Source organism: Leifsonia sp. TF02-11 (assembly GCF_017565305.1).
Classification (GTDB): Bacteria; Actinomycetota; Actinomycetes; order Actinomycetales; family Microbacteriaceae; genus Leifsonia.
The window spans coordinates 46,998-73,423 of sequence record NZ_JAGEKP010000004.1; the positions used below are offsets into that span (position 1 = coordinate 46,998).

22 protein-coding genes are annotated in these 26,426 nt (G+C 69.3%); 2 read left to right on the top strand and 20 right to left on the bottom strand.

The features are described 5' to 3' along the window. Positions 1 to 17 precede the first annotated feature (17 nt). The 5 genes from JNB50_RS06115 to dusB all read right to left on the bottom strand — a co-directional run bounded on the left by JNB50_RS06115 (position 18) and on the right by dusB (position 7,441). Positions 18 to 1,652 (bottom strand): ABC transporter substrate-binding protein, encoded by a 1,635-nt coding sequence (locus JNB50_RS06115; RefSeq protein ID WP_208039245.1) that lies wholly within the window; start codon positions 1,650 to 1,652, stop codon positions 18 to 20. A 254-nt stretch (positions 1,653 to 1,906) separates the two neighbouring features. Next, positions 1,907 to 3,790: a DNA primase gene (dnaG, locus tag JNB50_RS06120; protein WP_208039246.1), complete on the bottom strand. Its 1,884-nt coding sequence runs from the start codon at positions 3,788 to 3,790 to the stop codon at positions 1,907 to 1,909. A 67-nt stretch (positions 3,791 to 3,857) separates the two neighbouring features. Then, positions 3,858 to 4,856 (bottom strand): DUF4282 domain-containing protein, encoded by a 999-nt coding sequence (locus tag JNB50_RS06125; protein ID WP_208039247.1) that lies wholly within the window; start codon positions 4,854 to 4,856, stop codon positions 3,858 to 3,860. Positions 4,857 to 4,932: 76 nt separating this feature from the next. Further along, positions 4,933 to 6,228, bottom strand: a complete 1,296-nt coding sequence (locus tag JNB50_RS06130; RefSeq protein WP_374222246.1) for a deoxyguanosinetriphosphate triphosphohydrolase — start codon at positions 6,226 to 6,228, stop codon at positions 4,933 to 4,935. Further along, positions 6,218 to 7,441 (bottom strand): tRNA dihydrouridine synthase DusB, encoded by a 1,224-nt coding sequence (dusB, locus tag JNB50_RS06135; RefSeq protein ID WP_243768119.1) that lies wholly within the window; start codon positions 7,439 to 7,441, stop codon positions 6,218 to 6,220. Before dusB ends, JNB50_RS06130 begins: the two co-directional genes overlap by 11 nt. A 33-nt stretch (positions 7,442 to 7,474) precedes the next feature. On the opposite strand from dusB, the gene JNB50_RS06140 reads away from it, so the two are divergent. Further along, complete coding sequence (locus JNB50_RS06140; RefSeq protein WP_208039248.1) at positions 7,475 to 7,972, top strand: aminoacyl-tRNA deacylase; 498 nt, start codon at positions 7,475 to 7,477, stop codon at positions 7,970 to 7,972. 206 nt (positions 7,973 to 8,178) lie between these two features. Here JNB50_RS06140 and JNB50_RS06145 read toward each other — a convergent pair whose 3' ends face one another. From JNB50_RS06145 to recO, 3 genes are read right to left on the bottom strand one after another with little or no spacing between them, the layout of a single operon-like run. Continuing rightward, a complete protein-coding gene (locus tag JNB50_RS06145) occupies positions 8,179 to 8,874 on the bottom strand; it encodes a DsbA family protein (protein ID WP_208039249.1) in 696 nt (231 codons plus the stop codon). 29 nt (positions 8,875 to 8,903) lie between these two features. Further along, positions 8,904 to 9,704, bottom strand: coding sequence for an isoprenyl transferase (locus tag JNB50_RS06150; protein WP_208039250.1), 801 nt, complete (start codon positions 9,702 to 9,704; stop codon positions 8,904 to 8,906). Beyond that, positions 9,701 to 10,441: a DNA repair protein RecO gene (gene recO / locus JNB50_RS06155; protein WP_208039251.1), complete on the bottom strand. Its 741-nt coding sequence runs from the start codon at positions 10,439 to 10,441 to the stop codon at positions 9,701 to 9,703. The genes JNB50_RS06150 and recO overlap by 4 nt, the downstream gene beginning before the upstream one ends. 70 nt (positions 10,442 to 10,511) lie before the next feature. Between recO and JNB50_RS06160 the strand changes: the two genes are divergently transcribed. Then, a complete protein-coding gene (locus JNB50_RS06160; protein WP_208039252.1) occupies positions 10,512 to 11,291 on the top strand; it encodes a trimeric intracellular cation channel family protein in 780 nt (259 codons plus the stop codon). A 90-nt stretch (positions 11,292 to 11,381) separates the two neighbouring features. Here JNB50_RS06160 and leuA read toward each other — a convergent pair whose 3' ends face one another. The 12 genes from leuA to JNB50_RS06220 all read right to left on the bottom strand — a co-directional run bounded on the left by leuA (position 11,382) and on the right by JNB50_RS06220 (position 26,417). Beyond that, the gene (leuA, locus tag JNB50_RS06165) at positions 11,382 to 13,157 is read right to left on the bottom strand and encodes a 2-isopropylmalate synthase (RefSeq protein ID WP_208039253.1); all 1,776 of its coding nucleotides are present in this window, start codon (positions 13,155 to 13,157) and stop codon (positions 11,382 to 11,384) included. A gap of 137 nt (positions 13,158 to 13,294) precedes the next feature. Beyond that, the gene (locus JNB50_RS06170; protein WP_307794618.1) at positions 13,295 to 15,895 is read right to left on the bottom strand and encodes a DUF2156 domain-containing protein; all 2,601 of its coding nucleotides are present in this window, start codon (positions 15,893 to 15,895) and stop codon (positions 13,295 to 13,297) included. Next, on the bottom strand, positions 15,892 to 17,172 hold the full coding sequence (locus JNB50_RS06175) for an esterase family protein (RefSeq protein ID WP_243768121.1): 1,281 nt from the start codon (positions 17,170 to 17,172) through the stop codon (positions 15,892 to 15,894). The genes JNB50_RS06170 and JNB50_RS06175 overlap by 4 nt, the downstream gene beginning before the upstream one ends. A gap of 132 nt (positions 17,173 to 17,304) precedes the next feature. Beyond that, complete coding sequence (locus JNB50_RS06180; protein WP_208039254.1) at positions 17,305 to 18,744, bottom strand: ABC transporter permease; 1,440 nt, start codon at positions 18,742 to 18,744, stop codon at positions 17,305 to 17,307. Continuing rightward, positions 18,741 to 19,493, bottom strand: coding sequence for an ABC transporter ATP-binding protein (locus JNB50_RS06185; RefSeq protein WP_208039255.1), 753 nt, complete (start codon positions 19,491 to 19,493; stop codon positions 18,741 to 18,743). Before JNB50_RS06185 ends, JNB50_RS06180 begins: the two co-directional genes overlap by 4 nt. 131 nt (positions 19,494 to 19,624) lie before the next feature. After that, entirely contained in the window at positions 19,625 to 20,314 is a 690-nt protein-coding gene (locus JNB50_RS06190) for a response regulator transcription factor (protein ID WP_208039256.1), read from the bottom strand. After that, a complete protein-coding gene (locus tag JNB50_RS06195; protein ID WP_208039257.1) occupies positions 20,311 to 22,185 on the bottom strand; it encodes a sensor histidine kinase in 1,875 nt (624 codons plus the stop codon). Before JNB50_RS06195 ends, JNB50_RS06190 begins: the two co-directional genes overlap by 4 nt. A gap of 94 nt (positions 22,186 to 22,279) precedes the next feature. After that, positions 22,280 to 23,173: a GTPase Era gene (gene era / locus JNB50_RS06200; protein ID WP_208039258.1), complete on the bottom strand. Its 894-nt coding sequence runs from the start codon at positions 23,171 to 23,173 to the stop codon at positions 22,280 to 22,282. After that, positions 23,170 to 24,477 (bottom strand): hemolysin family protein, encoded by a 1,308-nt coding sequence (locus tag JNB50_RS06205; RefSeq protein ID WP_208039259.1) that lies wholly within the window; start codon positions 24,475 to 24,477, stop codon positions 23,170 to 23,172. Before JNB50_RS06205 ends, era begins: the two co-directional genes overlap by 4 nt. 5 nt (positions 24,478 to 24,482) lie before the next feature. After that, positions 24,483 to 24,944: an rRNA maturation RNase YbeY gene (gene ybeY / locus JNB50_RS06210; protein ID WP_208039260.1), complete on the bottom strand. Its 462-nt coding sequence runs from the start codon at positions 24,942 to 24,944 to the stop codon at positions 24,483 to 24,485. Beyond that, complete coding sequence (locus JNB50_RS06215; RefSeq protein WP_243768156.1) at positions 24,941 to 25,963, bottom strand: PhoH family protein; 1,023 nt, start codon at positions 25,961 to 25,963, stop codon at positions 24,941 to 24,943. The genes ybeY and JNB50_RS06215 overlap by 4 nt, the downstream gene beginning before the upstream one ends. Positions 25,964 to 26,051: 88 nt before the next feature. Further along, positions 26,052 to 26,417, bottom strand: a complete 366-nt coding sequence (locus JNB50_RS06220) for a histidine triad nucleotide-binding protein (RefSeq protein ID WP_208039261.1) — start codon at positions 26,415 to 26,417, stop codon at positions 26,052 to 26,054. Positions 26,418 to 26,426 lie beyond the last annotated feature (9 nt).

Here is a 26,426-nt window from a genome sequence, read left to right on the forward strand (position 1 = left end):
CGGCCGTGGAGTGCGGCCTAGCTCTTCGAGAGAGCCGCGTAGCGGAACTTGAACGACGGGTCGAGCGTCTTGTCGGCGCCCGAGACGTTCTTTCCGACCACGGCGACCTGGGCGCCCTGCAACAGGGGCAGGGTCGACAGGTCGGCGCCCACCTTCGCCTGGATCTCTTCGATCAGCTTGGTGCGCTCGGTCGGGTCGGTCGTACCCAGCTGCTGGGTGATCAGCTGCTGGACCTCGGGGTTGTCGTAGTGGTTCGCGAGGAAGTTGTCCTTCGTGAAGAACGGCGACAGGTAGTTGTCCGCGTCGGAGTAGTCCGGAAACCAGCCCAGCTGGTAGGCCGGGTAGAGGTCCTTCACGCGGTCCTTGGAGTACTGCACCCACTCGGTCGACTGCAGGTTGACCTTGAACAGGCCGCCGTTCTCGAGCTGCTCCTTCACGAGCGCGTACTCGTCACCGGAGGACGGGCCGTAGTGGTCCGGGTTGTACTGCAGGTTCAGCGCGATCGGCGTGGTCACGCCCGCGGCCTGGAGAACCGCCTTCGCCTTGTCGAGGCTCGGGCCGCCGTTGCCGTCGCCGTAGAGGTCCTTGAGAACGGTGGTGGCACCGGTCAGGCCCTGCGGGACGAACGAGTAGACCGGGGTGTAGGTGTCCTTGTAGACCTGCTTGGCGATGGTCGCGCGGTCGACGAGGTCGGCTGCGGCCTGCCGCACGGCGAGGGCCTTCTTGGCGTCGGCCTCCGGAGTCGTGGCGCCGTACGGCTGCGTGTTGAAGTTCCACACGATGTAGCGGAGCTCACCACCCGGGCCCTTGACGACCTTGACGTTCTTGTTGGTGCCGAGGCTCTCGACATCGGTGGCCGAGAGGCTGCGGAACGCCACGTCGATGGCGCCCTTCTGGATGTCGAGCTTGAGGTTCGACGACTCCGCGTAGTACTTGACGTTGACCTTGTCGGTGGCCGGCTTGCCCAGCAGACCCTGGTAGTCCGGGTTCGCCTTGTACGCGATGAGGTTGTTGAAGTCGTAGCTCGTGATGTCGTACTGACCGGCGAACGGGTGACCCTTGACGATGGTGTTGTCCGGGGTGACCTTGTCGGCCGAGAAGACCTGGTGGTCGACGATCGGGCCGGCCGGGCTCGAGAGCACCTGCGCGAAGGTCTGGTCGTTCGGCACCTTGAGCTTGAAGACCGCGGTCGTCTTGTCCGGGGTGCTCACGCTGTCGAGGTTTCCGAGGAGCGACGCGGGGCCGTTCGGGTCGTTGATCTTCAGCTGACGGTCGAAGGTGAACTTGACGTCCTCGGAGGTCAGCGCGTGACCGTTCGCGAACTTCAGGTTCGGCTTCAGCTTCACGGTGTACTCGGTCGGCGACGTGAACGTGGCGCTCTCGGCGATGTCCGGCTTGACGTCCGGGCTGCCGTAGGGCGAGTTCATCAGGAACGGGTAGACCTGGTTCATCACGGCGAACGAGCCGTTGTCGTACGACCCGGCCGGGTCGATCGACGTGATCTTGTCCGTCGTGCCGATGGTCAGCGTGCCGCCGCTGGAGCCGCCGGAGCCGTTGTTGCTCCCCGAGCAGCCCGCGAGCACCAGCGCCGCGGCCGCGAAGGCCGCTGAGACGGCGAGCAGGCGCCGTCCGCCGATGTGAACGGATCTCATATCCGATTACCTCTTCCTTGGTGGGGTCACTGAGACGGCCGAGCGCACGCGAGCGCGTCGTTGCCGAATCGCGTTGCCACAGTCCTAGCATGAATGCCGCGTGGAGCGCGCATCCTGCCGCGGATCGCGGCGCAATCTTTACATCGACGCAACAATATCGCGCGCATTCGTGCAGGATGACACGGATTCCGTCGTCACGGTGCGCCGATGGCCTATGCTGCCCGGCCCGATTCGGCGGCCCCCCTCCCTACGGTCTATTCGCCGCGCAGGCGCATCCGCTCCTGGTCGATCGACGACAGCGCCACCTGCAACGACCGTCGAAGGTCGGCGTTCTGCGGGTCGGTGCGCGCGAGACGGGAGGTCAGCTCGGCCTTCTCGCGCAGGAGGTCGCGGTCGATCAGGCCGTCCAGGATCGACCGCGCATAGCGACCGGCGTCGGAGCCCGCCTGCGGCAGCGCGGCCACCGCCAGCGCGTTCACCGTCGGCTCATAGGCCTGAGGAACCTCCGCGAGGATGCGATCCACCCAGCCCGGGTCGGCGATCGAAGGCAACTGGCTGGCGATCGCGTCGCGGACCACGGCGTGCGTCGGGTTCACGAACGGCACCTGCACAGCACGCGCGGCCCGCTCTGCACCGATCTCCCCCGGCAGCTGAAGCAGCACCATCAGGCTCTCGCGCTCTGTCCGCTGCGTCGGATCGGTCGGGTCGACCGGCGTCGGCACGGGCTGCGCGGAGCCGTGCTCGCCGACAGAACCCGGCGAAGCCGAATTCTGGGCCGCGGTGGAGTCGCTCCGGCCGCCCGAGTCGCCGCGCTGACCGCGCTGAGCCGACCGCACGGCTCGCAGAGCATCGTCGAGGTCGGCGCCGGAGAGCCGCGCGAGCTCGCGCGTGTAGCCGTTCTGCGACGCGGGGTCGCGGATCGTCGCGACGATCGGTGCACCTGCGCGGAGCGCGGACGAGCGGCCCTCCACCGTATCCAGATCGAAGCGCTCCACCACCTGCCGGATCATGAACTCGAACATCGGCTTGCGGTTGTCGATCATCCGGCGGACGGCGTCGTCGCCCCCCGCCAGCCGCAGGTCGCACGGGTCGAGGCCGTCCGGGCCGACGGCGACGTAGGTCTGTGCAGAGAAACGCTGCTCCTCGCCGAAAGCTCGGGCTGCCGCCTTCTGACCGGCCGCATCGGGATCGAAGGTGAAGATCACGGATCCGGTGCTGCTGTCGTCACCCATCACCCGTCGGATCACCTTGATGTGGTCGACGCCGAACGCCGTTCCACACGTCGCGACTGCCGTCGTGATCCCGGCCAGATGGCAGGCCATCACGTCGGTGTAGCCCTCCACCACGACCACTTCGTCGCGACGCGAAATGTCGCGCTTGGCGAGATCGAGGCCGTAGAGCACCTGGGCCTTCTTGTAGACCGCCGTCTCCGGGGTGTTGAGGTACTTCGGGCCGTTGTCGTCGTCGAGAAGCCGGCGCGCGCCGAACCCGATCGTCTGGCCGGTGACGTCGCGGATGGGCCAGACCAACCGGCCGCGGAAGCGGTCGTACACACCTCGATCACGCTGCGACACGAGCCCGGCGGCGAGCAGTTCGTCCGGCGTGAACCCTTTGGTGCGCAGGTGCTTGGTGAGCTCGTCCCAGCTCTTCGGGGCGAAACCGACGCCGAAGTGCGAGGCGGCCGCTGCGTCGAAGCCGCGCTCCCCGAGAAATCGTCGGCCGGGGTCGGCGTCGGGCGCGGCGAGACGCTCGCGGAAGAACTCCTCCGCCGCGTTGTTGGCTGCCAGGATGCGGGCGCGGTTGCCGCTCGACTCGCTCGGGCCTCCCCCGCCCTCTTCGTAGTGCAGCTGGTAGCCGATGCGGGCGGCGAGCCGCTCGACGGCCTCGGTAAACGAGACATGGTCGAGCTTGACGAGGAAGGCGTAGACGTCGCCGCCCTCGCCGCAGCCGAAGCAGTGGTAGCGCCCCACGCCCGGGCGCACGTTGAAGCTCGGGCTCTTCTCGTCGTGGAACGGACAGAGCCCCTTGAGAGAACCGACGCCGCCCGGCTTCAGGCTGACGTAGTCGCCGATGATGTCGGCGATGTTGGTGCGGGCCTTGACCTCGTCGATATCACTCTGTCGTATCCGGCCGGCCATGTTCCGATTCTAGTGATCGGGTCCGACCTTCCGGCGCGGGGCGCCGCTGCACGCGTCGCGGACGACGCTACTCGCGGGGCGGGCGCCTGCGCCGCGTGTTCTGGGCGATCTCGATGATCGCGCAGAAGACCTCGATCGTGACGCGCAGCAGCAGCACGGCGAGGATGGCGCCGACGAGCGTCACCAGCACGCCGAGCAGGAAGATGAAGGCGCCTCCCGGGGAGTCGGCCGCGATCGCGATGCCGAGGCTGTTCGCGAAGCCGACGACGATCCCGAGGCCGATCAGCACCAGCCCGACGACGTACACCGGACCGGCGAGCTTGCGCGTCACGTAGCTCGTGAAGGTGAAGTCGAACAGCGACGAGAAGAACCGCGAGTCGTCGAGACGGTCGGCCAGCTCGTTCACGCTGCGACCATGCCGTCCTGTCGGGTCGGCGTCCTGGCCCGGCACTGCGGAGCCCTCCGAGGGTACGGAGGTGTCGGCCGCTGCGCCCGTCGCGGCAGACGGGGCCTCCTGCGCCGGGACGGGAGCGTCTTCGTCCGCGTGCTGCTCGACTGCGGTGGTCTCAGTTGCAGTGGACTCAATTGCAGCGGTTTCAGTTGCAGCGATCTCGGCGGCGGTCAGAACCTCGGTCTCTCCCGTCGGTTCACTGGAGAAGTCCGAAGCCGACGGCAGGACCGCTGTCTCGGTCTCCGGAGGCTCCGGCGGGTTCTCCGCGCTCGCGACAGGCTCTGCCGCAGAAACGGAGCTGTCCGGAGCGGCAGGCGCGGGAGCCTTGCCGAGCATGGCGTCCAGGATCTCGGGAGCCTCACCGTTCGGCGAGATCGGCGGCGTGGCCGTCGAGCGCTTGCGGGCGGAGGGCGTGCGCTTGACCGGGTTCTCCGCGTCCTCCGGCTTCTTGGCGGCCGGTGTACGACGCGGCGTCGTTCGCTTCGGCGCCGGCGTGGTCGGCGACCCCGCGGCCTCCGCGCGCGCCGAAGCGCCCTGGGGGCCGGCCTCCTGGGGAGCGGCCTCCTGGCCCGCTGAGGGCCGGTCGCCGTTCGACGGTGGCTGTGCGCTGGTCATTCGTTTCCCTCCGATGCCGTGCCTCAAGCATTCTGCACCCTGGCCGACGTTTCAAGCCTGCGTGCGGCGCGCCGGGTCAGTGCTGCACGAGCCGTTCGTACCAGCTCAGCGCCGACTGGTCGGTCAGGCTGGCCACCTGGTCGACCACCACCCGCTTGCGCTCGCGGTCGCTCGCAGCCTGGTGCCAGTCCTCTTGGAATCCGGGGTCGAGCTCCTGCGGCCCGCGCGCGAGCAGGATGTCCGCGAGCGTCGTGAGGATCTGGCGCTGCTGCGCGTAGATGGGCTGGCGCGTGTTGCGCGACATCACGAACGTCGCGACGATGCCCTTGAGCACGGCGATCTCGGCGCGGATCGCATCGGGTACGACGACGTCCGCGCCGAACCGGCGCAACTCCACGCCGCCGGCCGTCAGCTTCGTCTCGTGCACGGCGGCGTGCGCGAAGCGGCCGATGAGCTGGCTGGTGAGGTTCTTGAGATGGGCTTGCGCCCGCCTGCTGCCGTTCCAGCCCTCCAGCCAGATGTCGAGGCTGTCGAGTCGGTCGAAGGCGGCGATCAGCTCGTCGTGACTGAACTCACCGCCCACCCACTCGTACATCGACCGGACGAGGTCGTCGTGGTCGACGCGGCTGCTCAGCGCGGCGACATCGATGTAGCCGTTGACCACGGCGTCCTCGAAGTCGTGCACCGAGTAGGCGATGTCGTCGGACAGATCCATGACCTGGGCCTCGATGCAGCGCGTGCGCTCCGGAGCGCCGTCTCGCATCCACTCGAAGACGGCGTGGTCGTCGGCGTAGAAGCCGAACTTGGCCCGCCCGCTGGGATCGGCCACCGCGTGCGTCTCCGGCCACGGATACTTGCAGCTGGCGTCGAGGCTCGCCCGGGTCAGGTTCAGGCCGTACGCGCGGCCGTCGCGCCCGAAGACCTTCGGCTCGAGGCGGGTCAGCAGCCGCAGTGTCTGCGCGTTGCCCTCGAAACCGCCGATGTCTTCTGCCCACGAGTTGAGTGCGCGTTCCCCGTTGTGGCCGAACGGCGGGTGGCCGATGTCGTGCGCGAGGCACGCCGTGTCGACGATGTCGGGGTCGAGCCCGAGGCTCGTGGCGAGCTCGCGCCCGACCTGGGCGACCTCCAGGGAGTGGGTGAGCCGGTTGCGGGCGAAGTCGAGCCCGGCGGTCGGGCTGAGCACCTGGGTCTTGGCCGCCAGCCGCCGCAGGGCGCTGGAGTGCAGCAACCGGGCCCGATCGCGGGCGAAGTCGCTGCGCCGGCTGGAGTGGTACTCGGGGAGCCAGCGCTCCGCGTCCCGCTCGCTGTACCCGTCGGCAGGCGCGCCGCCTCCGATCGGCGTCACTGTCGACCGCGCTGCGCTATCCGCCACTGTTGTGCACCTCCGCCTCGGCGACCTCTGCCCTGGCACTGCCGGCGAGTTCTCTGCTGTCGAGCCAGCCCTCGGGAAGGGCAGGCCGCTTCGGGGAGCCGGCGCGACCGCGCTGGCCCTCCGCGGCCTCCCCCGGGTACTCCTGAGTCCAGTCGAGCGTGGCGAGGAGGTCGTCCAGGTGGGCGAGCGTGTCGACGGTCGCCAGGCTCGCGCGCAGGTCGCCGCCGACCGGGTAGCCCTTGAAGTACCAGGCGACGTGCTTGCGGATGTCGCGGCAGCCGCGCTCCTCGCTCTCGAAGAACTCCACCAGCAGCTCCGCGTGGCGCCGGAACGTCGCCGCCACCTGGCCGAGCGTCGGGTGCGCCTGCGCCCGTGCGGCCTCCTCGGCGCTGAGCTCGCCGGCGCGGGCACGGAACGCGGCGGCGAGGTCGCCGAACAGCCAGGGGCGGCCGAGGCAGCCCCGGCCGACCACGACGCCGTCGCACCCGGTCTCGTCGACCATGCGGATCGCGTCGGCAGCCGACCAGATGTCGCCGTTGCCGAGAACCGGCGTGCCGGTGATCGTCTCCTTGAGTCGAGCGATCGCCGACCAGTCGGCGTGGCCCGAGTAGAACTCGGCCGCTGTGCGGGCGTGCAGCGCGATCGACGCCACCCCGGCGCCCTCCGCCGCCTTGCCGGCCTCGAGGTAGGTGAGGTGATCGCCGTCGATGCCCTTGCGCATCTTGACGGTCAGCGGGATGTCGCCGGCGGCGGCGACGGCGCCCTCCACGATCTCGCGGAAGTGGTTCAGCTTCCACGGCAGCGCCGCGCCGCCGCCTTTGCGGGTCACCTTGGGCACCGGGCAGCCGAAGTTGAGGTCGATGTGGTCGGCGCGGTCTTCTGCCACGAGCATCGTGACCGCTTCGCGGACCGTCTTGGGATCGACGCCGTACAGCTGGATGCTGCGCGGGGTCTCCGACTCGTGGTGCGTGATGAGGCGGAGCGATTCCGGGGTGCGCTCGACGAGCGCGCGCGAGGTGATCATCTCGCTCACGTAGAGACCGGCGCCGAACTCGCGGCAGAGCCGGCGGAAGGCGGTGTTGGTGATCCCCGCCATCGGCGCGAGGACGACCGGCACGTCGAGCTGCAGCGGGCCGATGGCCAAGCGCGAGCTCGGATCGGCACGGCGCGAGCTCGGGTCTGTGCGAGCGGTTAGGGTTGCGGTAGTAGACATCTGCATCGATTCTCCCAGAAAGCGTGCTGATACATGGCCGAGAGCCCGGAAGTTGTGGAACCTCGCGCCGGACGCCGGCGTGTGGAGGACGATGCGAGCGCCCGCGGCATCCCGGTGCGGATCGTCGAGCGACCCGCCGCGCGCAGCCTCGAGGAGGCGGCCGAGCTGCTGGGCATTCACCCCGCCGACATCGTGAAGACGCTCGTGGTCAAGCGCAGCGACGACACGTTCGTGTTCGCGCTCGTGCCCGGCGGGCGCAAGATCTCCTGGCCCAAGCTGCGTGCCCTCCTCCACGTCAACAAGCTGCAGCTGCCGGACGCCTCGGTGGCGTTCGCGGCGACCGGCTACGAGCGCGGCACCATCACCCCGTTCGGGAGCACCACCGCGTGGCCGGTGATCGCCGACGAGACCGTGGCCGGCCGCACCGTCTCCATGGGAGCCGGTGAGCACGGCTACTCCCTCTTCGTCGACGCGGATGCGCTCCTGACCGGCTTCGACGCGACCGTCGCCGACATCACCGACCCCGAGTAGCCCCGCGCCGTCGAGACGGCGCATTCTTCGCCGTCTCGACGGATTCGCCCCGATTTCGAGCCGTCTCGCGGACGGCTATCGGAGCGGGACGGCGCAGGAGTCGCCGTCGCACGCAGCGGCGGACGGGTCGCCCAGGAGCGCGAGCGACGGGCGGGGCGCAGCAGGCGCAGCCTGCACAGCAGCCTCCGCGGACTCGGGCGCGGCGCTCACGCGCCGGCCCCGACCGCGGCGGACTCGCCTGCCGCGGCGCGCTCGGTCCAGACCTGCTCGAGCGCCTGCGCGAACGTGGCCGACTCCTGGGCGCCGGACACGCCGTAACGACCGTCGATCACGAAGAACGGAACACCGTTGATGCCGAACTCGGCTGCCGTGCGCTGGTCGTCGCGCACAGCGGCGAGGTACTCGCCCGACTCCAGCGCCGCCACCGCGGCGTCGCGGTCCAGTCCTACCTCTGCGGCCAGATCGGCGAGGTCCTCGACGCGGCCGACGTGGCCGCCCTCCACGAAGTACGCCCGGAACAGGCGCTCGGCCAGTTCGAGCTGCTTGCCGTTCGCCTTCGCGAAGTGCAGCAGCTCGTGGGCCTTCACCGTGTTGGTGTGCTGCAGCGAGCCGAAGTCGTAGTCGAGGCCGACCGAGGACGCGATCCCGGTGACGCGGTCGAGCATCTGGTGCACCTGCTCGGCCGGGATGCCCTTGTGGCCCGCGAGGAAGTCGACTTCCGTGCCGTCGAAGTCGACGGGGGTGTCCGGGGACAGCTCGAAGGAGTGGTACTCGACCTCCACGGCGCGACCGTCCCCGGCCTCAGCGAAGAGGGTGCTTCCGCCTTCGAAACGGCGCTTGCCGATGTAACACCAGGGGCACGCGATATCGGACCAGATGTCGATCTTGATGGGTTCACTCACAACAACATCAACATCCTGCAGCGCTGCAGTTATTCCGGGGTGTCCACAGCTCCACCGAATCGCCGGTTGCGCCGCGCGAAGATGTCGATCGCGTTCCACAGGTCGGTGCGCGAGAAGTCCGGCCACAGCGTGTCGAGGAACACCATCTCGGCGTACGCGCTCTGCCAGAGCAGGAAGTTGCTGGTGCGCTGTTCGCCCGAGCTGCGCACGAAGAGATCGACGTCGGGCATGTCCGGCAGGTAGAGGTGGCGTTGGATGGTCTTCTCCCCCACCGCCGACGGCTTCAGCCTCCCCGCCGCGACCTCCTCGGCGATCGAGCGCACGGCGTCCGCGATTTCGGTGCGACCGCCGTAGTTGACGCACATCGTCAGTGTCAGCACGTCGTTGCCCGCCGTCATCCGCTCCGCGAACTGCAGCTCCTTGATCACCGACGACCACAGCCGGGGCTTGCGACCGGCCCAGCGCACGCGCACGCCCCACTCGTTGAGCTGGTCGCGGCGGCGGTGCAGGACCTCCCGGTTGAATCCCATCAGGAAGCGCACCTCGTCGGGCGATCGCTTCCAGTTCTCGGTCGAGAAGGCATACACGCTCAGATGCTTGACGCCGACCTGGATGGCCCCCGCGACGACGTCGAGGAGGGAGGCCTCCCCGGCCCGGTGGCCTTCGATGCGCGTGAGCCCCTGGCGGTTCGCCCACCGGCCGTTGCCGTCCATCACGATCGCGACGTGCTCGGGCACCGCCCCGGACGGGAACGCGGGCGGGTGGACGCCTGTCCAGTCGAGCGGACGATACGCGACCGCGTCCCGGTGGGTGTAGGGCTTCGGGCTCATCCACTCGCCTTCTGGTCGTGCTGAACGTGTTGCAGGGAGCGCAGGCCGCGCTCCAGGTGCCACTGGGTGTATGCGGCGACGAGACCGTTCGCCTTCGACCGGGTGCTCTCGTCCGACGCGTCGGCCGTCACCCAGTCGCCGGTGAGCAGGGCACCGAGCAGCGCGATCGTCGCGGAGTCGATCCGCGGTGCGCCCTGCGGTGCGCAGTCGTCGCAGACGACACCGCCGAGTTGGACGACGACGTGCTCGTGCGGACCGGTCGCGCCGCAGCGCGAGCAGTCGAGGAAGCTCGGCGCCCAGCCGGCGAGCGACAACGCCCGCAGCAGATAGGAGTCCAGGGTGAGCTGCGGGCCGTGTTCGCGACGCGAGAGCGACCGCAGCGCGCCGACCAGCAGCAGGTACTGCTGCAGCGACGCTTCGGCATCGGTCAGCCGGTCGGCGGTCTCGACCATGGCGTTCGCTGCGGTGTAGCTGGCGTAATCGTCGGCGATCAGCGCGCCGTAGGCGCCGATCGTCTCGGCCTGCGTCACGACATCGAGCGAGCGCCCCTCGTAGAGCTGCACGTCGGCCACCATGAACGGCTCCAGCCGCGACCCGAACTTGGAGGCCGTGCGGCGCACACCCTTGGCGACGGCGCGGATCTTGCCGTGCTGCCTGCTCAGCATCGTGACGATCCGGTCGGCCTCGCCCAGCTTGTGGGTTCGAAGCACGACGACTTCATCACGGTAGACAGGCACCCCTTTAGTATCGCGCGTCATCCGCCGCACCATGCTCAGCCGAGCGTCTCGGTCGTGATACAAGTGACGGGTGACCACAGCCGCCTTCACGATCCCTCTCTGGGGCGACCTGGTCGCCGTCGGCGTCGGCAGCCTCCAGGGCGCGATGTTCGCCTCGGGATTCCGCGACCGCCGGCTCGACCTGCTCGGGGTCGCGATCATCGGCGTGGCGACCGGTGTGGGCGGCGGCCTCCTGCGCGATCTGCTGCTCAACGTGACGCCGGTCGCTCTGCAGTCGAACTGGTACCTGCCGGCGACGGTGGTCGCCGCTCTGATCGGGATGCTTCTGGTGCGCCTCTTCCGCCGCTTGGACCCGATCATCACCTTCCTCGACGCACTGACGATCGGGCTGTTCGGAGCCATCGGTGCGACCAAGGCGCTGGCGCTCGGGTTGCCGGAGGTGCCAGCGGTGTTCGTCGGCGTCGTGTCAGCCGTCGGCGGGTCGATCCTGCGCGACATGCTGTTGAACCTCCCGATCGCGCTCATGCACGTCGGGTCGCTCTACGCGGTGGCGGCCGGCGCCGGCACGATCGTCCTGGTGCTGCTGGTCGACTTCGGCGCGCCGTTCACGATCGCCGCCCTCGTCTGCGTCTTCGTGACGCTGGTGATCCGACTGCTCGCCGTGCGCTTCGGCTGGAGTCTCCCGGAGCAGCGCGAACTGGGACGGCTGCGCACACCACGCTGGATGGCGTTCGGTTTCGGGAGGCGGCCGAGCGCCGAGCACACCATCGAACGCACCGACACGGGGGCGATCCCGCGGTACCGCATCGATGACCGCCCTGCGGATAACGGAGGAGATCGGCCCGACTGACCAGCCGAGATGCCGTTAACGGAGGAGATCCCGGTGGATTTCACCGGGATCTCCTCCGTTGGCTACGAGGTAGGCGACCGGAGCAGAGGGTCAGGCGCCGACCAGCTCGGCCTCCGTCGCGTGGCCGGCGGATGCGCGCACCGCGCGGTTGACGGCCGACACGACCGCCTTGAACGACGCGGTCGTCGTGTCGCCGTCGATGCCGACGCCCCAGAGGCGCACACCGTCGACGTCCAGCTCGACGTACGCGGCGGCCTGCGCCGACTCGCTCGCCGACAGCGTGTGCTGCGAGTAGTCGTACAGGTGGGCGTTGATGCCGCGGGCGTTCAGGATGTCGAAGAACGCCGCGATCGGGCCGTTGCCCTCCCCCGTCGCCTTCGACACGGTGTCGCCGTCGCGCAGTGCGACCGTGAGGGTGACGTGCTCGCCGCTCTCGTTGGTGGTGCTCGTGCTGCCCAGCTCGAAGCGACCCCACTTCGCGTCGGGGTCGGAGTCCGGAGCCGGAAGGTACTCGTCCTGGAAGATCGACCAGATCTCGCCGCTCGTCACCTCGCCGCCCTCGGCGTCGGTCTTGGCCTGCACGACCCCGGAGAACTCGATCTGCAGCTTGCGCGGCAGGTCGAGGGCGTGGTCGGTCTTCAGCAGATAGGCGACGCCGCCCTTGCCGGACTGCGAGTTCACCCGGATGACCGCCTCGTAGCTGCGGCCCAGGTCCTTCGGGTCGATCGGCAGGTAGGGAACGGCCCACACCAGGTCGTCGACCGAGACGCCCTCGCGCTCCGCCTGCGCCGCCATCGCCTCGAAGCCCTTCTTGATGGCGTCCTGGTGGGAGCCGCTGAACGCGGTGAAGACCAGGTCGCCGCCCCACGGGCTGCGCTCGCCGACCGGCAGCTGGTTGCAGTGCTCGACGGTCCGCTTGATCTGGTCGATGTCGCTGAAGTCGATCTGCGGGTCGATGCCCTGGGTGAACAGGTTGACGCCCAGCGTGACCAGGTCGACGTTGCCCGTGCGCTCCCCGTTGCCGAACAGGCAGCCCTCGATGCGGTCCGCGCCGGCCATGTAGCCCAGCTCGGCTGCGGCGACGGCCGTACCGCGGTCGTTGTGCGGGTGCAGCGACAGGATGACGTTCTCGCGGTAGTTCAGGTGCCGCGACATCCACTCGATCGAGTCGGCGTAGACGTTCGGCGTCGCCATCTCGACGGTCGCGGGCAGGTTGATGATGACCTTGCGCTCGGCGGTCGGCTCGAAGACCTCCAGCACCTGGTTGCAGATGTCGGCTGCGAACTCCAGCTCGGTGCCGGTGTAGCTCTCCGGCGAGTACTCGTAGTAGATCTCGGTGCCGGGGACCATCGACTCGAACTGCTTGCACAGCCGCGCACCCGACAGCGCGATGTCGACGATGCCCTGCTGGTCGGTGCGGAACACCACGTCGCGCTGCAGGATGCTCGTCGAGTTGTACAGGTGCACGATGGCCTGCTTGGCGCCGACCAGCGACTCGTACGTGCGCTTGATCAGGTGCTCACGCGACTGGGTCAGCACCTGGATGGTGACGTCGTCGGGGATGGCACCCTCTTCGATGAGGCTGCGGACGAAGTCGAAGTCGGTCTGGCTCGCCGACGGGAAACCGACCTCGATCTCCTTGTAACCCATCCGCACCAGGAGGTCGAACATGATGCGCTTGCGCTCGGGGCTCATGGGGTCGATCAGCGCCTGGTTGCCGTCGCGCAGGTCGACGGCGCACCAGCGCGGAGCCGCCGTGATGCGGTTGTCGGGCCAGGTGCGGTCGGGCAGGTCGACGCGGATCTGCTCGTGGAAGGGCCGGTATTTGTGGATCGGCATGGCGCTCGGCGCCTGAGTGTTCTTCATGGTCTGTCTTCTCCTCGCGGTGTGGTGTGGAGAGCCAACGACGAACTCCGCGACGAGGGAGGCCCGGAACTAGGACTCGTCGCGGCAGCTAAGGAGGAGCAGACCGTACACAGAAACCACGGTACCACGCCGGGCGTTCACCCGCGGCCCACCGCCAGCGCCGCAGCCTGGCGAACCGACAGGTCGGGCAGGTAGGCGCGCACGAGTCCCACCCCGATGGCGGGCAGGGCCACTGGGTCGGGGTAGGCCATGATCAGCGGGTGCAGCTCGGGCTGGAACTTCTGCTTGAACTTGAGCAGCGAGCGGAACCCGTAGACCGGTTCCAGGGACGTGCTCAGGTAGCCGAGCACCCGGTCCATGCCGCTCTTGGCGTCGTCCGGGGTACCGGCGGTGTGCGCGAGCGGAGCCGCCGAGAGGCTCATGAACTCGATCCCGTCCGCCTTCATGCGCGTCGCGGCCTCGGCGATCAAGAACTCCATCACGCCGTTGATGCTGCCGGGGCGCCGGCGCATGAAGTCGAGCGTCCACCCGACGACGTGGCCGTCGCGGTAGCTCGGCAGCCACGAGGTCACACCCTCCACTCTGCCCGTCTCGTCCACGGCGAGCATCAGTCGCACGGCGGGGTCGTGCAACTCGTCGAGCCCACCGAGGGTGAAGCCCATCTCGGGAAGGTCCTTCTCTGCCACCCACTGCTCCGAGATGTCGGACAGCTGCACAGCGGTGCTCAGCGGAAGAGCGGCGAAGGTCGTCCACTCCGAGCGGATGCCAGCGCGCTGGGCGCGGTTGATCGAACTGCGCACGTCCTGCCACTTCTTGCCGGTGGTCGCCCACTGCTGCGGGCGGATGACCGTCTCCTCCGCGACGGTCATCGTGGACCAGCCCATCCGTTCGAAGAGCGGCTGGTACTCGGCGTCCACGCTGTAGAAGACCGGGATCCAGCCGCTGTCGTCGCAGAACCGGGCGAATCGTTCTATAACGCCGTCGTGCTCCGCCTGCGGCGCACCGAACGGCGCCCCCGTCGTCAGGGCGACGCGGCCGACGACCCGGTAGGCCACCGCTCCCCCGGTCGCGGAGTCGAACCAGTAGCTGTTACCCGGCCAGGTCGCCATGAACGAGATGGCGTCGCCGCCGCCGCGCTCGAGGAGGCCGCGCACCCGGCCGGCATCGCCGCTCGACCGGCGCCAGGCGCCGCGCCCGAACATGAAGGGAACGGCCGCGAGGATCACGATCAGCCAGAAGACTGTTCCGATGTTGTGGTAGACGACGGTGGCCAGGGGGGTCGTCGGCAAGTACTGTACGGGCTCGCGACGGAGGAAGCTCACCGGGATGAACCGCTCGAGCACGTCGTTGAGGAGGTCGCTGACGTCGATCGGCCGCGTGAAGCCGGTGTCCTTCTGGAGCCAGCCGACGAGCACGTAGAGGGCGATCAGCCCGACCCCCGACAGCACCACCGTCAGCACATACCGACGCACGGAGCGCGCCGTGGCGAGCACGGTGAAGTGCCGCCGGTAGACGACGAGCAACACCGCCATCACCGCGGGGACGACCGCCGACAGCGCGAGGATGACCGTCACCTCCCAGTACCGCGGCGAGACCGTCGGACGCGGGTCGGCGAACGGGAGGATCCCGAAGTAGAGGGCGGAGAGCACCGCGAGCAGCGTGTTCACCGCGACGGCGAGCCACACCGCGAACCGACGTCCGCGGAGCAGGCCGTACGCCGCCACCAGGAGCGCAAGCAGCGGCAGCACCGAGATCAGCACGGGCCCGAGGCCGTTGATCCGCTCCAGGGTGAGGTCGTGCACACAGCTGCGCGTCACGGCGAACGCCTGGCACCGCTCCAGCACGCTCCCCCGGTCGGGCACGTCGTTCGAGAACAGCAGGCCGATCGGGGACAGCACCCCGTAGCGCGACTGGGTGAGCAGGCCGATCACCGGGCCGAGCGCTGTGATCGTCACGGCCGCCGCGAGCAGCACCCTGACCTCGTGATGGGAGCTGCGGCGCCAGCCGGCCAGGCGCACGTGCGGACGCAGCAGCACGCCGAGGCCGAGACCGGCCAGGACGGCGAGGATGCGATAAAGGTCCGACGGCAGGCCGGAGTAGAGCACGTACATGATCGCCACGAGCAGCGTGATCACCCGGATCCGCCGGCGCCAGAGCGTTCCGGCGAAGGCGCTCGCCGTCATGATGGTGCCGCCGATCCCCGTGAACACGTCGAGCGCGACGAGATGGTGAACGTTGCGCGACCACATCTCGCCGGTCTGCGAGCCGAGGAGCTGGATACCGATGCCCGCGGAGATGCCGACGGCAGACGTCGCCACGAAAGCGAGCGCGGTGCGCCACGTCCCCATCAGCTGCTCGGCGGCCCCCACCAGCACGACGGAGAGCACGAGCACGACGATGAGCTCTGCGAGGTTGTCGGTGAAGAGCACGGCTGTGACGGGCGACCACCAGTGCCCGTCGATCAGCTGGTCGGGACCAGCACCCAGCCAGACCCGCAGCGGTCGGTGCGGGCCGTGGATCGGTCCGGTCACCAGCGCCAGCACGAGGATGAGCGCCGTGAGGCCGGTCGTGAACGGGTGACCGGCGATGAGCCGGCCGAACCTCTGCAGCGTGCCGCGCAGCCCGGACGCAGGCTCGGGCGTCGCGGGCTCCTCCTGCGGCGCCGCGTCCGGGTCGGTCGCCTGGTCCATCGGCGCTCCCCCCGTCGGTGTCCCGCCCGCGGTCAGTGCATCGTTCACGGAGCCAGCCCCATGTGCGCGGCCACCGCGGGGAAGCCGTTCGTGAGTGTGTAGCGCACCGTGTTCCAATCGTGTGCCGTGCCCGGCGAGATCAGAAGCTCGCTGCGGATTCCCGCTGCGAGCGCCTCGGTATGCAGCGTCTTCGCGAATGCAGTGTACTTGGCGTCGTTCTGGCCCGCACCGAACACCATCAGCGAGTCGGCGTACGGCGCGTGCTTCTTCATCGCGGTGGCCGGCTGGGCGGCGGCGAACGCCGAGGTGGAGCCCTCGAAGCCGGTCGTAATGGTCAGCGTCTTATTGCCGAGGGTCGGGCCGAGCTCGCTGGAGGACGCGAGGGCCGATCCGAACAGGTCCGGGCGCGCCGTGGCGAACTGCACGGCGCACGTCGCGCCTTGCGAATAGCCGAAGACGCCCCAGGCGGCAGGATCGCTGCTCACCCGCAGGTGGGACGTGACCCAGTCGCGGACGTCTTTCAGCAGGTAGGTCTCCGAATTCCCGTACGCGCGCGAGTCGACGCACATCGGGTTGCGACCGGGACCGCCCAGCTGGTCGGGCGCCACGACGATCGGCGCATAGCCGTTGTGCTTGGCGGCGAAGGCGTCGAGATAGGCGCCGATGCGACCGGCGGTGAACATGTCGGCGGGAGCTCCCGGTTGCCCCGACAGCGCGTAGAGCACCGGGAGGGCGGGCGGGTTCGGGCCGAGCGCGACGGGCGGGAGGTAGACCACCGCCTTGCGGGCCGGGAAGCCGCTCGCGGTCCCCGGGATGCGGACCGTGCCGATCTCGCCCTTCGCCGGCGGATCCGCCTGTGTCGTCGAGGCCGACCACCCCGTGCCGCCGATGACCTCTCCGCGCTCGGCGTGCAGGTCGAGCGCCTTGTACGGCACGATCCCGAGCGCGTCGTTGAGGTTGCGGTACTCGCCGAAGTCCACGTTCACTCCGGCGAAGGCCGTGAGAAGGAACACCGGGATGCTCACGCCGGCGACGACCTTGCGCCACCACCGCGACCGGAAGAAGTTCGCGACCGCGAGCGCGATGCCGCCGAAGCCGAGCGCCACCCACATCGTCGTCACCGGGGTGAGCCCGACTCCGAAGATGTTCATGACATCGTCGGTGAGCCACACCAGGAACCAGCCGAGGAGCGCGCCGCCGGCGAACGCGAGCACGCCGACGAGCGCCCGCCGCCAGGTGGGACGCACGATCAGGTAGAGAGCGAAGAGCGCTGCGATGACGTCGAGCGTGATGAGGAACGGCGGCTTGTCGATCCTCAGGGTCATGAGCCAGTTCAGGGTGTTTCCTCTCGGCGGAGCAGCACGGCGGCAGAGTCGGCTGCCGTCGGTCCTTCAGTATCGGACACTCAGCCTGCGGAAAGCTGAGGCTTGATGAGCATCCAGGAAACTTGGAGATCGTCAGTCGATCGCGAGCGCCTCCACCGGGGACACCCGCGTGGCCCGCCTGGTCGGAGCGACGGACGCGCCGACGGCCAGCACGGCCGCCGCGACCACGATCCCCCCGATGAACGGCCACGGCACGGCGGGCGCGATCAGCTCTGCACCTGGGAGCTGCCCGAGCAGAGTCTGAGCACCGATCCACCCGTAGAGGGTGCCGAGCACCAACCCGCAGAGGACCGCCGCGACGACCAGTTGCCCGCTCTCGGCGAGGATCATCCTGCGCACCTGCGTCGCGCTGAGGCCGAGAGCGCGCAGCAGCCCGAGTTCCCTGCGCCTCTGCAGCACGGCGAGCGACAGGCTGTTCACGACGCCTACGGCGGCGATCACCGCGGAGAATCCGACGAGCGCGCTGAACACCAGCATCGTGGCCGTGAGTACGCTCTCGGCGCCCTGGTAGAGCTCGGGGTCTTTTGCGGCGGCGGCACGCATGATCACGAGCCAGGTCTGGGTGGCGACGACGAACATCGTGATCAGAGTCACGCCGATGACGAGTCCGATCGCCGTGCGCGAGCTCCGCTCCGGGTTGCGCAGTGCGTTCGCGGCGGCAAGCCGGGTGGCAGCGCCGCGGCCCAGCAGCAATCCGATCCCGCGGAGGACGGCGGGGAGGAACAGGGGTGCCGCGACGATCACTCCCGTGAACGACACCAGTCCGCCGGCCATCGCGACCAGCACCCCGTAGCGGCCGAAATCGGCCAGTGCCGCGTTGCCGGAGTGGACGAAGAGGCCGAGTCCGAGCGCCAGCCCGAAGCCGAGCAGCGCGGCCCCCGGCACGATGAGCAGCAGGGACGCGGCGATCCTTCCCCTGCTGCGCAGTCCGCTCGACGGGCGCTCCTCCGCCGCTCCCAGGGCCTCCACCGGCGCGACGCCGAGCACTCGCCTGCTTCCGATCCAGGAGGCCAGCCAGGTGGTCGCGATCACCACGACCGGCGGTGCCACCAGCGATGGCGTGAGGACCGGGTACAGCGTGTCGGGGAGCACCCCCGTCCAGACGAACACGCGCACCGCGACGAAGGCGAGCACGACGGCCACGACGCCGCCGGCGGCTGCTCCGATCACGCCGACGGTCAGGCCCTCCCCCGCGACCGACCGGCGCTGGGCGCGCGCGGTCGAACCGAGCAGACGCAGGAGCGCGATCGTGCGGGTGCGCCCGGCGATCACCGTCGCAAAGGTGTTCGTCGTGACGATGGCGCCGACGAACACCGCGATCACGAAGAACACGCCGGCGACCAGGGCCAGCGCGAACTGTGCGGAGCCGTGCGAGCCGACCTCCGTCGTCGAGATGAACGCCCCCAGCACGTTCGTGCAGGCCAGGAGGGCGACCCCGAAGGCGGCGCTCAGCGCGGCGACCAGGATGCTCGCCCTGTGGTCCCTGGCATTGGCGCGGAAGGCCCTGATCACGCGCGCGCCTCCATCCCGAGCATGAACGCGGAGACCTCTTCGGCGCTCGACCGCTCGCGTTCCGCGATCACGCGGCCGTCGGCGAGGAACACGATGCGGTCGGCGTAGCTGGCGGCCACCGGGTCGTGGGTGACCATGGCGATGCTCTGGCCGTGCACCCGGGAGGCCTCCTGCAGCACGCCCAGGACCTCCCGGCCGGTGCGCGAGTCGAGGTTGCCCGTCGGCTCGTCGGCGAAGATCAGGTCGGGCCGTGTGGCCAGCGCCCGCACGATCGCCACCCGCTGCTGCTGCCCGCCCGACAGCTCGTGCGGGCGGTGGGTCAGCCGGTCCTGCAACCCGAGCGACTCGATCAGGGTGTCCGTCCACTCGCGCTGGACGAGGGAAGGCTTGCGGCCGTCGATCTCGAACGGCAATTGGATGTTGGCGCGCACGTCCAGGGTGGGCACGAGGTTGAAGGACTGGAAGACGAAGCCCACGCGCCGGCGGCGCAGCACCGTCAGCTCGGCGTCGCCCATCCCGCTGATCTCGGTGTCGCCGAGGAAGACCCGGCCGCTGGACACCGAGTCCAGCCCGGCCATGACGTGCATGAGGGTCGACTTGCCCGAACCGCTCGGCCCCATCACCGCGGTGAACCGGCCGGCCGGGATCCCCACGCTCACGTTGTCGAGGGCGATGACCCGATTCGGCCCGGATCCGTAGGTCTTCGTCGCAGCGTCCACGCGCGCGACCATGCTGGAAGGAGTGTCCATACTCTCAGGCTAGGAATCCGCTGCGCGCGGCGGATCCGGCTGTGGGGTCATCCGCCGTCCGCCCACAGGATGATTTGCGGGGTGATGAACGGGTGATGGTCGGCTGATGGACGGCTGATCCCGGCGCCGGATCAGTCGGTGTCGCCGCCCGCGGGCGTCGTGAGCCCGTGTTCGAAGGCGTAGACGACCATCTGCACGCGGTCGCGCAGCCCCAGCTTCGACAGGATCCTGCTGATGTGGGTCTTGACCGTCGCCTCGCTCAGGAACTCCGACCCGGCGATCTCCGAGTTGCTGAGGCCGCGCGCGGCCAGGGCGAAGATCTCGCGCTCCCGGCCGGTGAGCGAAGTGAACTCCGCGGGCTCCTGTGTGGAGCGCTGACTGTCGGAGAAGTACTCGAACAGTTCCCGGGTCGCGCCAGCCGCGATGACGGCGCTGCCGGCGTGCACGGTGCGGATGGCGGCGAGGAGGAACTCCGGTTCCGCGTCCTTGAGCACGAACCCGCTGGCGCCGCCGCGGATGGCACGCGCCGCCGCCTCATCGAGGTCGAACGTGGTGAGCACGATGATGCGGGCGGGAGTCCGCCCCTCGCGCTCCGCCTCCTCCACGATCCGGGTCGTGGCGGCGATGCCGTCCATGACCGGCATCCGGATATCCATGAGCACGACGTCGGGCCGCGCCGCGCGCACGAGCTCCACGCCCTCCCGGCCGTCGGAGGCCTCGCCCGCGAACTCGAGATCGGGCTGCGAGCCGACGAGCATGCGGATCCCGGCACGGAACAACGCCTGATCGTCGACCAGGGCGACGCGGATCGGCGCGCTCACGCGCGCACTCCCGCCACCACCGGCAGGAAGGCCTCGACGAGGAAGCCGTCGGCCGCCGGTCCGGCCGTGAGCGATCCGCCCGCGAGCACGGCGCGTTCGCGCATGCCAGGGAGGCCGTGCCCGATGCGGGGCAACGAGCCGGTCGTCGTCGGGTCGGGTGGTGCTGTCTTCATACTGTTCCTCACGGTGATGGCGATGCCGGGAGAGCCGTCGGCGCGGCCGGTCTGGGCGAGCACGACGGTGACCGGCATGCCGGTGTCGCCGTGCCGGAGCGCGTTGGTGAGCGCCTCCTGCACGATGCGGTACGCGGCGATCTGCTGCGCGGATCCCAGGCCGTCGAGCTGCCCGCGGCGCTCAATGGTCACCGGCAGACCCGCCGCACGCACCTGCTCGACGGTGTGGTCGATGTCGGCGAGCGACGGCTGGGGTCCTTCCGGCTGGCTCTGCCGCAGCTCCGCGAGCAGGACCCGCACGTCGACCAGCGCCGACCGCGCCGTCGCGGCGATGGTCTCGAGGGCGGTGTCGACGGCGCCGGGATCGGTGTGACGCGCGTACCGTGCCCCGTCGGCCTGGGCGATGACGACGGCGAGCGAATGCGCGACGACGTCGTGCATGTCGCGCGCAATGCGCGTGCGCTCCTGCTCGACGACCACGACCTCCTCCGCCCGGTTGCGGTCGAGCTCCGCCGCGATCTGGGCGTGCCGGGAGGCGCGCGCGTTGCGCCACGTCCGCACCAGGAGCCCGAGCACCCACGACAGCCCGAGGACGGTGGCGCTCACGACGAAGAGGAACGCGAACTGCAGCGCGAGGCCGGTGAGCTGCGTCGACAGCAGATTGAAGTAGCCCTGCGCGAGAGCGGAGGTCAGCGAGAGGTACAGGGAAGCGACCAGCGCGCCGATCCCGGCCGAGATGAGGCCTGCGTACCGCACCACCCTGTCGCCGTAGAGCGCCGTCGCGTAGAGCACGATCAGCACCGCGATGTCGCTCACCAGGATGTTGTGTCCCGTCGTCATCTGCACGACGGCGGCCAGCCACGCGATCGCCAGCGAGACGGCGGGAGACATCCGGCGCAGCGCGACCGCCACGGCGAAGACGATGAGCACGAGGAAGGTCGACCGCCCGCTGGCGTCGGGCATCAGGCTGGAACCGAAGTCCACGATCAGGCAGAAGAAGATGTAGGCGACGGCCCCGCCGATGTCGAAGGTCAGCTGCGGCCGGGTCAGCCGGCGCACGAGACCGGGCTCGTCGTCGCCTGCGGTGGCCGGCGCGCCACCGGAAGAGGCGAGCCAGACCAGCACGGAGGGCGCAGCGCTCGACCGCCCGGACGCCGCAGACGCTACGCGCTGACGCGCCACCAGGAAGCCGAGCATCCACGCGGTGACGAACACGACGGCCAGCAGGAGGCTCATCATCAGGAACCCCACGCCCTGGCTCGTGTAGTAGCCGCCGATGACGGGTCCGAACTGCGGGAACTTCACCTCGCCGCGCACCGTGAGGAGGTAGGCCTCGGCCGGAGCCCAGAGGATCGCGGAGCCGAAGGCGAACCAGCGCGAGACCTTGCCGCCGTGCGACGAGATTCCGAAGATCGCGATCACGACGGCCGTGGTGGCGAGCAGCCGGTGCGGCAGCGGAAGGGACATCCCCTCGGTCAGCTCGGCGATGACCGCGAGCCAGGCGATCTCGAGGGCGACCACCGGCAGCACCCGCGAGAGGGCGACGGCCGCGCAGTACAGCAGCGACGCGAGCGCTCCGGCCAGGTTGTACGGGAGCCCGGTCAGCAGCCACACCCCGAACAGCACGACGGCGACAGCGGGCTCCAGCACCCACCTGTGTGGTGCGAGCGCGCTCAGGAGCCGCGTGCGATCCGACATAGCTCTACGGTACGGGTACGCGCCGGTGGGTTCCGCATCCGGCGGAACCAATCATCCTTCCGATGTACGCCAGTCCGCGCCAGGGACGACGCTCTCAGAACCCGAGGCGGCCGAGCTGCTTCGGGTCGCGCTGCCAGTCCTTCGCGACCTTCACCCGGAGCGAGAGGAACACCTTGCGCCCGAGCAGCTGCTCGATCGGCTTCCTGGCCTCCGCACCGACATCGCGGATGCGCGAGCCGCCCTTGCCGATCACGATGGCCTTCTGGCTGTCGCGTTCCACGAACAGGTTAGCGTAGACCTCCACGAGGTCTTTGTCGTCGCGCTCGACGATGTCGTCGATCGTCACGGCGAGTGAATGCGGCAGCTCGTCTTCGACACCCTCGAGCACGGCCTCGCGGATGTACTCCGCGATCCGCTCCTCCAGTCCCTCGTCGGTGACGGCGTCCTCGGGGTAGAGCGGGCCGGGCGACTCCGGGAGGAGCTTCAGCAGCTCGCTCGTGAGCGTGTCCAACTGGATGCGACTCGTGGCGGAGATCGGGATGATCGCCTCCCACTCGCGCAGCGCGGAGACGGCGAGCAACTGCTCGGCGACCTGCGTCTTGCCCGCCGCATCGATCTTGGTCACGATCGCGACCTTCTTCGCGTTCGGGTAGTCGTCGAGCTGGTCGTTGATGAACCGGTCGCCCGGACCGATCTTCTCGTCGGCCGGCACGCAGAAGCCGATCACGTCGACATCGCCGAGCGTCGACTGGACGAGAGTGTTCAGCCGCTCGCCCAACAGCGTGCGCGGCCGGTGGATCCCCGGCGTGTCGACCAGCACGAGCTGTCCGCCGCGCTGGTGCACGATGCCGCGGATCGCCCGGCGCGTCGTCTGCGGCTTGGAACTCGTGATCGCCACCTTCTCGCCGACCAGGGCGTTGGTCAGCGTCGACTTGCCCACGTTGGGGCGGCCGACGAACGAGACGAATCCGGCGTGGTAGTCGGTCACCTGCGGGCCTCCTTGTGTGTGATCTGATGGACGTCCGGCTCGGGAAGGAGCGCGGTGTCCGGCTCCACCAGCACCGTGCTCACGTGCTTGTGCCGGCCGTCGATCCGGTCGACGGTGAACCGGAGGCCGTGCACGGCGACCGTGGAACCCACCTCCGGCAGGCGGCCAAGGGCCTTCGCGACCAGGCCGCCCACGCTGTCGACGTCCTCATCCTCGATCTCGAGATCGAACAGCTCCCCGAGGTCGTCGATTCCGAGCCGGGTCGCGACCCGGCGACGCCCTCCGCCGAGCTCCTGCACGAGCGCGACCTCGTGGTCGTACTCGTCCGAGATGTCGCCGATCAACTCCTCGATCAAGTCTTCGAGCGTGACGAGGCCGGCGATCCCGCCGTATTCGTCGACCACCATCGCGAGGTGATTCTTCTCGCCCTGCATCTGACGCAGGAGCGCGTCGGCCTTCTGCGACTCCGGGACGAACAGCGCGGGGCGCGCCAGCTCGCCCATGGTGAGGGTGTCGGAGCCGAGCGCGCTCTCGAAGCTCAGCTTGGCCACGTCCTTGAGATAGAGCACCCCCGCGACCTCATCGGGGTCGCCGTCGATGACCGGCATGCGGGACACGCCGGTCGAGAAGAACAGCCCCATGGCGGTGCCGAGCCCCGCCGAGATGTCCACGGTGATCATGTCGGTGCGCGGCACCATCACCTCGCGGACGACCGTGTCGCTGAACTCGAAGATCGAGTGGATCAGCTCTCGGTCGTCCTCCTCCAGGACATCGAACTCGGTCGCCTCGTCCACGATGCTCAGCAGCTGCTCCTCGCTCGTCACCGGCGCCGAACGGGAACGGGACGGGGTCACCCGGTTGCCCAGCGCGACCAGGCCGCCGGGGATCGGCCCGAGGATCACCCGGATGCCGCGCACGAGCGGCGCGGTCAGCCGCAGCAGCGCGGTCGAGTTCGCTCTCCCGACGCTGCGCGGGCTCGCGCCCACCAGCACGAACGACACCCCGGTCATGATGGCCGCCGACAGGATCAGCGAGATCCACCACTCCTCGAAGATCTGCTCGAAGGCGAGCGTCACGAGCACGGCGGCCGTGGTCTCGGCGATGATCCGGCTGAAGTTGATGGCGTTGAAGTACGCCCCGGGGTCTTCGGCGATCGACGCCAGCGACTTCTTGGCCCGCGAGGTCTCGGCGAGGTCCGCGATGTCGCCGCGCGACTGAACGGCGAGAGCCGAGTCGACCGCGGCCATCAGGCCGCCGAACGCCACCAGCAGAAAGGCGACGACGAAGAACAGGGTCGCGAGCATGGCGCCTAGCGCTGTCGGTCGTAGCGCGAGAAGCCGACGAGGATGTCGCGCTGGATACCGAACATCTCGCGCTCCTCCGCCGGCTCCGCGTGATCGAAGCCCAGCAGGTGGAGGATGCCGTGTGTGGTCAGCAGCAGCAGCTCGTCCATCAACGTGTGCCCGGCGGTCTCCGCCTGCACCTGCGCCACCTGGGGGCACAGCACGACGTCGCCGAGCAGGCCGGCCGGCGCCGGCTCCTCCTCGGTTCCCGGCCGCAGCTCGTCCATGGGGAAGCTGAGGACGTCGGTGGGACCGGGCTCGTCCATCCACTGCACGTGCAGCTGCTCCATCGCGGCCTCGTCCACCAGGACGATCGCGAGCTCGGCGTCCGGGTGCACGTGCATGATGTCGAGCGCATAGCCGGCGAGGCGCTGCAGGGCGGACTCGTCCACCTCGATGGACGACTCGTTGTTGATCTCGATGCTCATCGTGCGGGGCCCTGTCGTTTCGGGAGGTGGTCGCGGGGCGTGGCTGCTCGCCGCTCGGCGCGGTTGGCGAACTCGCGTGCCTCGTCGCGCTCGTATTGCCTGGCCTGCTGCCTGGCGTCGTACTCGGTGTACGCGTCGACGATGCGGCCGACGAGACTGTGGCGGACCACGTCTTCGCTGGTCAGCCGCGCGAAGTGGATGTCGTCGATCTCTTTCAGCACCCGGGTGACCAGTCGGAGGCCGCTCGCCGCGTTCGGCAGGTCAATCTGCGTGATGTCGCCGGTGACGACCATCTTCGAGTTGAACCCGAGCCGCGTGAGAAACATCTTCATCTGCTCCGGCGTGGTGTTCTGCGCCTCGTCGAGGATGATGAACGAGTCGTTGAGCGTGCGCCCGCGCATGTAGGCGAGCGGTGCGACCTCGATGGTCCCTGCCGCGAGCAGCTTGGGCACGAGGTCGGGGTCGAGCATCTCGTTCAGCGCGTCGTAGAGCGGCCGCAGGTACGGGTCGATCTTGTCCGTCAGCGTGCCGGGCAGATAGCCGAGCCGCTCGCCGGCCTCCACCGCCGGGCGGGTCAGGATGATCCTGCTGACCTCCTTGCGCTGGAGAGCCTGAACGGCCTTCGCCATCGCGAGGTAGGTCTTGCCCGTTCCCGCAGGGCCGATGCCGAAGACGATCGTGTTGTGGTCGATGGCGTCCACATACTGGCTCTGGCCGAGGGTCTTCGGCCGGATGCTCTTGCCGCGCGCGGTCAGGATGGCCTGGCTCAGCACATCGGACGGGCTGAGCCCAAGATCGCTGCGCATCATCCGCGCAGAGCTCGCCACCTCGGCCGGGCCGATGTCCTGGCCGTTGCGGACCATCTGCAGGAGCTCCTCGAGCAGCGCCCGGGCGGCGGCGACCTGGGTGGCATCACCCGTCAGACTGATCTCGTTGCCGCGCACGTGCACGTCGACCAGGGGATACTGGCGCTCCAGGGTAGTCAACAGGCGGTCCTGCGGCCCGAGCAGACGCACCATCTGGATTCCGTCGACGCTCAGTCGGGCCTCCGCCGAACTCGCAGGGGCAACCGGGCCGGACGCGTCCGCCGGCGGGGTCGGCGTCGGTTCACTCGTCGCCAAGGCTTCCTTCCTCGAGCCCGCCCGCGGGCGAACCCAGAATGTGGGCGTGGACGTGGAACACGGTCTGTCCCGCCCCCGCACCGGTGTTGAAGATCAGTCGGAAATCACCGTCGGCGTGCTCGTCGGCGAGCTGCTTGGCGGTCGCCACCAGCTCGGCGAGCAGGTCGGGATCACCGGCGGCGAGCTCGACGACGTCGCGGTACCGCTCCGTCTTGGGCACGACCAGCAGGTGCACGGGTGCCTTCGGCGCGATGTCGCGGAACGCGATGATCCGCTCGCTGTCGAACACGACGTCGGCCGGGATCTCGCCCGCGATGATGCGCGAGAAGATCGAGCGCTCCCCTGTCTCCATGTCATCCAT

What these genes read in the sequence shown, in the direction of transcription:
- ybeY (WP_208039260.1), bottom strand. Translation starts at nt 24,944, where the DNA reads ATGAGCATCGAGATCAACAACGAGTCGTCCATCGAGGTGGACGAGTCC.
- JNB50_RS06220 (WP_208039261.1), bottom strand. Translation starts at nt 26,417, where the DNA reads ATGGAGACAGGGGAGCGCTCGATCTTCTCGCGCATCATCGCGGGCGAG.
- JNB50_RS06215 (WP_243768156.1), bottom strand. Translation starts at nt 25,963, where the DNA reads ATGGTGCGTCTGCTCGGGCCGCAGGACCGCCTGTTGACTACCCTGGAG.
- leuA (WP_208039253.1), bottom strand. Translation starts at nt 13,157, where the DNA reads ATGAAGAACACTCAGGCGCCGAGCGCCATGCCGATCCACAAATACCGG.
- JNB50_RS06175 (WP_243768121.1), bottom strand. Translation starts at nt 17,172, where the DNA reads ATGACCCTGAGGATCGACAAGCCGCCGTTCCTCATCACGCTCGACGTC.
- JNB50_RS06185 (WP_208039255.1), bottom strand. Translation starts at nt 19,493, where the DNA reads ATGGACACTCCTTCCAGCATGGTCGCGCGCGTGGACGCTGCGACGAAG.
- JNB50_RS06115 (WP_208039245.1), bottom strand. Translation starts at nt 1,652, where the DNA reads ATGAGATCCGTTCACATCGGCGGACGGCGCCTGCTCGCCGTCTCAGCG.
- JNB50_RS06125 (WP_208039247.1), bottom strand. Translation starts at nt 4,856, where the DNA reads ATGACCAGCGCACAGCCACCGTCGAACGGCGACCGGCCCTCAGCGGGC.
- JNB50_RS06195 (WP_208039257.1), bottom strand. Translation starts at nt 22,185, where the DNA reads ATGTCGGATCGCACGCGGCTCCTGAGCGCGCTCGCACCACACAGGTGG.
- dnaG (WP_208039246.1), bottom strand. Translation starts at nt 3,790, where the DNA reads ATGGCCGGCCGGATACGACAGAGTGATATCGACGAGGTCAAGGCCCGC.
- dusB (WP_243768119.1), bottom strand. Translation starts at nt 7,441, where the DNA reads ATGTCTACTACCGCAACCCTAACCGCTCGCACAGACCCGAGCTCGCGC.
- JNB50_RS06140 (WP_208039248.1), top strand. Translation starts at nt 7,475, where the DNA reads ATGGCCGAGAGCCCGGAAGTTGTGGAACCTCGCGCCGGACGCCGGCGT.
- JNB50_RS06205 (WP_208039259.1), bottom strand. Translation starts at nt 24,477, where the DNA reads ATGCTCGCGACCCTGTTCTTCGTCGTCGCCTTTCTGCTGGTGGCGTTC.
- JNB50_RS06150 (WP_208039250.1), bottom strand. Translation starts at nt 9,704, where the DNA reads ATGAGCCCGAAGCCCTACACCCACCGGGACGCGGTCGCGTATCGTCCG.